This window comes from Salinarimonas sp., assembly GCF_046292825.1.
Lineage (GTDB): Bacteria > Pseudomonadota > Alphaproteobacteria > Rhizobiales > Beijerinckiaceae > Salinarimonas.
In genome coordinates this window covers 75,453-82,592 of the sequence record NZ_JBKBQG010000017.1, presented here as the reverse complement: position 1 = coordinate 82,592, position 7,140 = coordinate 75,453, and the positions used below count along the sequence as shown (strand labels likewise).

General features: G+C 70.4%; 10 protein-coding genes. 5 read left to right on the top strand and 5 right to left on the bottom strand.

The window, feature by feature from the left end; genetic code table 11:
• From ACK4UM_RS10610 to ACK4UM_RS10595, 4 genes are all read right to left on the bottom strand, one after another.
• The coding region (locus ACK4UM_RS10610; protein ID WP_409798559.1) for a type I secretion system permease/ATPase at positions 1–1,788 on the bottom strand (1,788 nt) is incomplete at its 3' end.
• A gap of 107 nt (positions 1,789–1,895) precedes the next feature.
• Positions 1,896–2,135: a hypothetical protein gene (locus ACK4UM_RS10605; RefSeq protein ID WP_409798557.1), complete on the bottom strand. Its 240-nt coding sequence runs from the start codon at positions 2,133–2,135 to the stop codon at positions 1,896–1,898.
• A 56-nt stretch (positions 2,136–2,191) separates the two neighbouring features.
• Positions 2,192–2,431 (bottom strand): hypothetical protein, encoded by a 240-nt coding sequence (locus ACK4UM_RS10600; protein ID WP_409798555.1) that lies wholly within the window; start codon positions 2,429–2,431, stop codon positions 2,192–2,194.
• A gap of 69 nt (positions 2,432–2,500) precedes the next feature.
• Positions 2,501–2,740 carry a hypothetical protein gene (locus ACK4UM_RS10595; protein WP_409798553.1) on the bottom strand — a complete coding sequence of 80 codons (240 nt, stop codon included), beginning with the start codon at positions 2,738–2,740 and terminating at the stop codon, positions 2,501–2,503.
• 413 nt (positions 2,741–3,153) lie between these two features.
• Here ACK4UM_RS10595 and ACK4UM_RS10590 point away from each other — a divergent pair, with 413 nt between their 5' ends.
• Complete coding sequence (locus ACK4UM_RS10590) at positions 3,154–3,381, top strand: DUF6894 family protein (RefSeq protein WP_409798567.1); 228 nt, start codon at positions 3,154–3,156, stop codon at positions 3,379–3,381.
• Between the two features lie 260 nt (positions 3,382–3,641).
• Positions 3,642–4,406, top strand: coding sequence for a response regulator transcription factor (locus tag ACK4UM_RS10585; RefSeq protein ID WP_409798551.1), 765 nt, complete (start codon positions 3,642–3,644; stop codon positions 4,404–4,406).
• A gap of 2 nt (positions 4,407–4,408) precedes the next feature.
• On the opposite strand, the gene ACK4UM_RS10580 is transcribed toward ACK4UM_RS10585, so the two are convergent.
• Positions 4,409–4,534: a hypothetical protein gene (locus tag ACK4UM_RS10580; RefSeq protein ID WP_409798549.1), complete on the bottom strand. Its 126-nt coding sequence runs from the start codon at positions 4,532–4,534 to the stop codon at positions 4,409–4,411.
• A gap of 110 nt (positions 4,535–4,644) precedes the next feature.
• Between ACK4UM_RS10580 and ACK4UM_RS10575 the strand changes: the two genes are divergently transcribed.
• From ACK4UM_RS10575 to dapE, 3 genes are all read left to right on the top strand, one after another.
• Positions 4,645–4,854 carry a hypothetical protein gene (locus ACK4UM_RS10575; protein ID WP_409798547.1) on the top strand — a complete coding sequence of 70 codons (210 nt, stop codon included), beginning with the start codon at positions 4,645–4,647 and terminating at the stop codon, positions 4,852–4,854.
• Positions 4,855–4,939: 85 nt separating this feature from the next.
• Positions 4,940–5,788 (top strand): 2,3,4,5-tetrahydropyridine-2,6-dicarboxylate N-succinyltransferase, encoded by an 849-nt coding sequence (dapD, locus tag ACK4UM_RS10570; RefSeq protein WP_409798545.1) that lies wholly within the window; start codon positions 4,940–4,942, stop codon positions 5,786–5,788.
• Between the two features lie 5 nt (positions 5,789–5,793).
• Positions 5,794–6,966 carry a succinyl-diaminopimelate desuccinylase gene (gene dapE, locus ACK4UM_RS10565; protein ID WP_409798543.1) on the top strand — a complete coding sequence of 391 codons (1,173 nt, stop codon included), beginning with the start codon at positions 5,794–5,796 and terminating at the stop codon, positions 6,964–6,966.
• Positions 6,967–7,140: the final 174 nt, after the last annotated feature.

The following is a 7,140-nucleotide window of genomic DNA, read 5'->3' as shown; positions in this document are numbered from 1 at the left end:
CGAGCGCTCGCGGCGCAGCGGCGGCGGGATCGGGGACGGCGCCTCGCCGCCGCCCGCGGCCGCCGGGGCCTCCCCGCGCGCCGCCGGAACGAGGTTGCGGAAGAAGCGCTCGTAGATCTCAGCGCTCGTGCCGTAGGCGCTGATCGTGCCTGCGCGCATCACCGCGATCTTGTCGGTGACGTTGAGGATGCCGAAGCGGTGGGTGATCACGACGATCGTCGTCCCGCGCGCCTTCATCGCCTCCACCGCGCGGTGGAGCGCCTGCTCGCCGGTGTCGTCGAGATTGGCGTTGGGCTCGTCGAGCACCACGAGGCGCGGGCCGCCGAAGAAGGCGCGCGCGAGCCCCACGCATTGCCGTTGGCCGCCCGAGAGCCGCACGCCGCGCCCGCCGATCGGCGTGTCGTAGCCGAGCGGCAGGCCCATGATCGTCTCATGGAGGCCGACGAGCTGCGCCGCCTCGACGACGCTCTGCGTGTCGGCCTCGCCGAGCCGGGCGATGTTCTCCTTGACCGTGCCCTCGAACAGCTCGACCTCCTGGGGCAGGTAGCCGAGATGCCGGGCGCCGCCCGCGCGCATCCACAGGCCGATATCGGCGCCGTCGACGCGCACGCGGCCCATGGTCGGCGTGCCGACCCCCATCATCATGCGCGCGAGGGTCGACTTGCCCGCCCCCGACGGCCCGATCACGCCGAGGCACTCGCCTGGCGCGATGCGCAGGCTCACGCCCTGGAGGACGATGGAATTCGTGCCGGGCGGCACGTAGGTGACGTTCTCGATCGCCAGCGAGCCGACGGGCGCCGGCAGCGCGGGCACGCGCTCTCCGTCCGCCTCCTCGGCGCCGGAGAGCACCTCGCCGAGCCGCCGATAGGCGAGCCGCGCCGCGCCGAAGGCCTTCCAGCTGCCGATCAGGCCCTCGATCGGCGCAAGCCCGCGGCCGAGCAGGAGCGAGGAGGCGAAGATGATGCCCGCGCTCAGGTCATCGCGCAGGACGAGCCAGGCGGCGACGCCCATGATCAGGACCTGGACGAGGGAGCGCGTGCCCTTCGAGATGCCCTGGAGGAGCTCGCTGCGGCGCGCGACGGAGTGCTGCGCCTCCGAGACGAGGGCGACGTCGCGATAGACGAGCCGCGCGGCGCCTTCCAGCATGCCCATCGAGCGGATCGCCTGAACGTTGCGCAAAGCGGCGCCGAGGCGCTGGTTCGTAGCCGATTCCGCGAGCTGCGCGCGCAGAGCGGGCGTGTGCGTGACGAACTCGTTGACGATCGCGCAGGCGAGCATCACGAGCGCGCCCACGACGCCGATCGCGCCGAGGAGCGGGTGCACGACGAAGAGTACCCCGAAGAAGATCAGCGCCCAGGGCAGGTCGAACAAGACCACGGCCGCGGGCGAGGAGACGAATTGGCGGATCGAGGAGAGATCGTTGACCGCCTCCCCCGCCAGAGCCGGATCCTTGTGGCGCGCATATTCGAAGGCGGAGGCGAAGACGCTCGGCCGCAGCCGGTCCTCGAGCCAGAAACCCACGCGCGCGAGCGCCGAGCGGCGGAACGCGTCGAGCAGCCCGTCGACGATCACCGCCGCGGCGACGATCAGCGACAGCATCAGGAGCGTGTCGAGGCTGCGGCTCGACAGGACGCGATCGTAGATCTGCAACAGATAGATCGACGGCGCGAGCAGGAGGAGATTGTACCCGCTGCTATAGACGAAGACGAGGGCGAGCGAGGAGCGGCACGCCTTGAGCGCTTGCTCGAGATCGTTCGGCCGCATCGCGAGCGGCAGGGCTGTCGACATGGCGCGTCCTGTGCCTTCGGCTCGGTGGGAGGGCGCCGAGGGCACGTCGGGACCGGCTGCGCGCGGCACGCCGGTCCCGTGCGCCCTCGGCGGGCGCGATCGCTCGTTCAGAGCAAGTCGATCAGGTCGTTGTCGAGAAGCGACGCGACGCTCGCGGCGACGTTCGACTGCGTGATCGGAGAGACGTTCGCGGCGAGCGACGTCGCCGTCGCCGGGTTGAGCGCGTTCACGGCGAGCAGGCCGCCGACGACCGCGTTCTGCCCGGAATCGGCCGCCGCGAGCGAGATCGCGTCGTGGTTGCTGATGTTGAAGTTGCCTTGGTTGATGGACGACCAATTGGTGTTCATGGTGCACGTCCTTCTCTTCGAGGGTCGGGAGGCGCCCCGCCGTCAGCGATCGCCGGTCACCCGACGTCGATGCCCAGGTCGTTGTCGAACAGGGCACCGAAATTGAAGCCGAGATTGACCTGCGTGATGGGCGCGACGTTCACCGCGTTGGCCACCGCGAGTGCGGGGTTGCCCGCGTTCAACGCCAGGAGGCCCATGGCGATGTTGCCGCCCGAATTCGCGCCGGCGACCGCTCCGGCGTCGTTGTCGCTGAAGACGAGATTCGCCTGCGGAAGCAGGTTTTGCAGCTGATTCATCTCCGGTTTCCCTTCGAACGCCCGAGCCGCGACGGGCTCCGGCTCTGTTGACGGTGCCGGGTGGCGGGTTCAGCCGATGTCGATCCCGTCGTTGTCGAACAGGGTCGCGAGGTTGAGCGCGAGGTTCGACTGGGTGATCGGCGAGAGGTTCACCGCCGCCGAGGTCGCCGTCGCCGGGTTGGCGGCGTTGAGCGCGAGGAGACCGCCCGCGACGAGGTTGCCGCCGCTGTTCGCCTGAGCGCCGGACACGGCGTCGTTGTCGCTGACGTTGAAATTGCCCTGGAAGATGGACGACCAGTTCGTGTTCATGGCTGGAGCTCCCTTAGGCTCTGTGGGGGTCGGGGCGACGCGCAGCCTGCGGATGCGACGCCGCGTATCGACTGTCTCAGCTGCGTGCCTGCCGCGACAGCCGCCCCGTGGAGCGTCATCCCCGGCGCGCGCGCCATCCGATCGGAGCGGCGGAGAGACGCCGCTTCGATGCGGCGCCCTCGGCCGGGGCCGATCGACGACGACGCCCGCGCCACCCGTCCGGAGGGCTCCGACGCCCGGAGGGATGTCGCCGGGTAGCACGGCCGGCCCCCCTTCCGACGGGCGCTCGCCATCAGCCCGGATACGGCGCCATCCCCTCGGAGCACCTCGCGAGAACGCCTGTCCGCGGCGGCGCTCGGGCCGTCTTAATCGCGCGATGTCGGATAGGGCGGCGGAGGGGCGCGGGACCCGTGATGCCGAGATACCATTTCCACCTGAAGCGGGGCGCCGAGCGGATCGACGACGCGATCGGCGTCGACCTTCCCGACGACGCAGCCGCGCACGCCGTCGCACGGGAGGTCGTCGCCGAACAGCTCGCCCGGCACGAGGGCGTGGGCGACCTCGACGGCTGGCAGCTCGAAATCGCGGACGGGAACGGGCGCCCGGTCGCGACCATTCCGCTGCGGCTCGAAGAATGCTGAAGGCGCCCGAGTTCGCTTGAATTTTCGTGACCACCGGAACACCTTCCCTCGTGTTCCCGGAACGCCCTCGCAGACCGCGATCCTTGACCTGCGGCGCCGATATTGGCACCATGCTTTCATTCCGAGCGTACAGCCTCTCTGAATAATATCCATTAAAATCGAATACGCGTATGGGGGCCGCTACTTGAAGCGATGTATTCACAAATAGCAACGGGAGTGCGGAGCATCGTCACTCCGACACCACCGTCGAGGAGGAACGAATGTCGTCTTCGCAGAGCGCGGCGCTCGCGGCAGACACGCGCACGATCGCGGTCTTCGACCGCAGGCCCTTGTTGCGGACCCTCCTGCAGGATGCGTTGGAGCACAAGCTCGGCGGCGTAGCCGTCCTCGACGCGCAGCGCCTGCAGGAACGCGACCCCGAGCAGGGCCCGCCTTGCCTCGTCCTCGTCAGCCTCGACGGGGCGAGCGCCGCCGCCGCCGCGGCCACGCGGGAGAGCCTCGTCGGCGACGCGCCCCGCGCGGCCTTCGTCCTCCTGTCCGAGCGCGAGGACGAGGCCTTCGTCGACGAGGTGCTCGGCAGCGGCTATCGCGGCGTCCTCTCCACCGCGACGCCGCTCGACATCGTCTCCCTCGCGCTGCAGATCGTGATGGCGGGGGGCGTGTACCGGCCCTGCCGCTCGGCCAATCTCCAGGCGCGGTCCGCCGCGCCCGCGACCGCCCCCGATCCCGCGTCCGCGTCGAGCGATCAGGACCTCTCGGTGCTCACGACGCGCGAGATGGAGGTGCTCGGCGAGATCTGCCGCGGCAGCCCCAACAAGATCATCGCACGCGCTCTCTCGATCTCCGAGAACACCGCCAAGATGCACGTGCGGCGGATCATCGCCAAGCTGCGCGTGCGCAACCGCGTCGAAGCCGCGCTCCTGTTCCAGGGCCGGATCGCGGTGGCCGGCGCGCGGGCCCGCCTGGAGCGACCGCCCGCTCTGCGCGCCTCGCTCGCCTTCCCGCCCTCCCCCGCGCCGCGCTGAGGCTAGTCCCGCAGGTCGCGGCGCGGGCCGCGCCGGGTGCTGCGCGAGCGCCAGACGACCGCGACGACGATCGCCGCGACGAGCAGGATCGCAGCGACGCTACCGAGCCAGATCAACCCGCCTTCCATGAGGGCCTCCTCGCATGCGCCACGACAACGCGCGAGGAGCGGCGTTCGTCGAACCAATCCGCGGCATGTCCGTTCGCGCCACACGGGGGCAGTCTCGAGGAGGCTCGACGATGACCATGCAACGGACGAAACGCGTATTCGGCAAGGCCGCCTGCATCGCGGTGGCGGCGGGGGCTCTCGCGCTCGGGGCGTGCACGACGACGCAGCAGAGGGTCGGCGGCGCGGCCGTCGGAGCCGCGGTCGCCGGTCCGGTCGGCGCCGGCGTCGGCGTGGTGGCCGGTCCGCCGGTCGCGCAGCAGGTGGAGCGCACGGTGCGCTGAGCGCATCTTCCCCCTTCACCGGGGGCGCGGGCGGCGCTAAACGAGCCGGAAGGATCCCTCCAACGCCGGATGCGAGCGCCGCCCCATGACCACGAACATCGCCGATCTCGCCGCGACCATCGACGCCGCCTTCGAGGACCGCGCCTCGATCGGCCCGCAGACCAAAGGCGCCGTACGCGAGGCGGTCGAGGAAGCGCTCGCCGCCCTCGATTCCGGCCGCGCCCGCGTCGCCGAGAAGATCGACGGATCTTGGACCGTCCATCAATGGCTCAAGAAGGCGGTGCTCCTCTCGTTTCGCCTCAACGACATGGCGGTGATCGAGGGCGGGCCCGGCGGCGCCGTCTGGTGGGACAAGGTCGCCTCAAAATTCCAGGGCTGGGGCCCGGCCGAGTTCAAGGCGGCGGGCTTTCGCGCCGTGCCCAATTGCGTCGTGCGCCGCGGCGCCTACGTCGCCAAGAACGTCGTCCTGATGCCCTCCTTCGTCAATCTCGGCGCCTATGTCGACGAGGGCACGATGGTCGATACCTGGGCGACCGTCGGCTCCTGCGCGCAGATCGGCAAGAACGTGCACCTCTCGGGCGGCGTCGGCATCGGCGGCGTGCTCGAGCCGCTCCAGGCGAGCCCCACGATCATCGAGGACGATTGCTTCATCGGCGCGCGCTCGGAAGTGGTCGAGGGCGTGATCGTCGGCCAGGGCTCGGTGCTCTCGATGGGCGTGTTCATCTCCGCCTCGACGAAGATCGTCGATCGCGAGACGGGCGAGATCTTCCGCGGCTACGTGCCGCCTTATTCGGTCGTCGTGCCCGGCACGCTGCCCGGCAAGAACCTGCCCGACGGCTCGCCCGGCCCCTCGCTCGCCTGCGCGGTCATCGTCAAGCGCGTCGACGCGCAGACCCGCGCCAAGACCGCGGTCAACGAACTCCTGCGCGATTGACGGCGATGGATTCGCGCTCGGCGACGCAGCTCACCCAGGCGCTCCTGCGCTGCCCCTCCGTCACGCCGGCGGAGGGCGGCGCGCTCGCGCTTCTCGCAGGCGTTCTGGAGGCGGCGGGTTTTTCCGTCGAGCGCCCGGTCTTCTCAGCGCCCGGCACGCCCGACGTCGAGAATCTCTACGCGCGCATCGGCACGGGCGCACCCGTCCTCGTGCTCGCCGGCCACACCGACGTGGTGCCGCCGGGCGACGAGGCGCGCTGGACGCATCCGCCCTTCTCGGGCGAGATCGTCGACGGGGTGCTCTACGGCCGCGGCGCCGTCGACATGAAGGGCGGCATCGGCGCGATGGTCGCAGGCGCGCTGCGCTTCCTCGACGCGAACCCGGATTTTTCCGGCTCGATCGCCTTCCTGATCACCGGCGACGAGGAGGGGCCGGCGATCAACGGCACGGTCAAGCTCCTCGATTGGGCGCTCGCGCGCGGCGAGCGCTTCGACGCCTGCATCCTCGGCGAGCCGACCAATCCCGAGCGGCTCGGAGAGATGATCAAGATCGGCCGGCGCGGCTCTTTGACGGGATCTCTCGTCGTCCACGGACGCCAGGGCCACGTCGCCTATCCCCATCTCGCCGAGAACCCGATCGACGGGATGGTGCGCCTCGTCGCCGCCGTGAAGGGGACGCCGCTCGATGCGGGCACCGCGCATTTCGACGCCTCGAACCTCGAATTCACGAGCCTCGACGTCGGCAACCCGGCCTCGAACGTGATCCCGGCCGAGGCGCGGGCCGTCTTCAACATCCGCTTCAACGATCTGTGGACGCCGCAGACGCTCGCCGCCGAGATCGAGCGGCGCTGCGCCGAGGCCGCGGGCAACGCCGTGCGCTTCACCCTCGCCTTCGAGGAGACGAACGCGATCGCCTTCCTCACGCCGCCGAACGCCTTCGTCGCGGCGATGCAGGACGCGATCGAGGCCGAGACCGGCATCCGGCCGGTGCTCTCGACCACCGGCGGCACCTCGGACGCCCGCTTCATCACCCGCGTCTGCCCCGTCGTCGAATTCGGCCTCGTCGGCCGGACGATGCACCAGATCGACGAGCGCGTCCCGGTCGCGGATCTCGAGCGGCTGTCGGCGATCTACGAGGGGGTGATCGCGCGGTGGTTCGGGGTGCGTCCCTCCCCGTAGGGGAGGGTGGCCCCTGAGCGCAGCGAAGGGGTCGGGTGGGGCCCGAGGTTCGAAGGATATTCTCCTCCCGGGCCCCACCCGGCCGCTCTCGCTCCGCTCGACCGTCCACCCTCCCCTACGGGGAGGGATTTCGAACATCGGAGAAACGCAGCCCCTTCGTCGCGTAGGCCTACC

What these genes read in the sequence shown, in the direction of transcription:
- ACK4UM_RS10605 (WP_409798557.1), bottom strand. Translation starts at nt 2,135, where the DNA reads ATGAACACCAATTGGTCGTCCATCAACCAAGGCAACTTCAACATCAGC.
- ACK4UM_RS10600 (WP_409798555.1), bottom strand. Translation starts at nt 2,431, where the DNA reads ATGAATCAGCTGCAAAACCTGCTTCCGCAGGCGAATCTCGTCTTCAGC.
- ACK4UM_RS10595 (WP_409798553.1), bottom strand. Translation starts at nt 2,740, where the DNA reads ATGAACACGAACTGGTCGTCCATCTTCCAGGGCAATTTCAACGTCAGC.
- ACK4UM_RS10590 (WP_409798567.1), top strand. Translation starts at nt 3,154, where the DNA reads ATGCCGAGATACCATTTCCACCTGAAGCGGGGCGCCGAGCGGATCGAC.
- ACK4UM_RS10585 (WP_409798551.1), top strand. Translation starts at nt 3,642, where the DNA reads ATGTCGTCTTCGCAGAGCGCGGCGCTCGCGGCAGACACGCGCACGATC.
- ACK4UM_RS10580 (WP_409798549.1), bottom strand. Translation starts at nt 4,534, where the DNA reads ATGGAAGGCGGGTTGATCTGGCTCGGTAGCGTCGCTGCGATCCTGCTC.
- ACK4UM_RS10575 (WP_409798547.1), top strand. Translation starts at nt 4,645, where the DNA reads ATGACCATGCAACGGACGAAACGCGTATTCGGCAAGGCCGCCTGCATC.
- dapD (WP_409798545.1), top strand. Translation starts at nt 4,940, where the DNA reads ATGACCACGAACATCGCCGATCTCGCCGCGACCATCGACGCCGCCTTC.
- dapE (WP_409798543.1), top strand. Translation starts at nt 5,794, where the DNA reads ATGGATTCGCGCTCGGCGACGCAGCTCACCCAGGCGCTCCTGCGCTGC.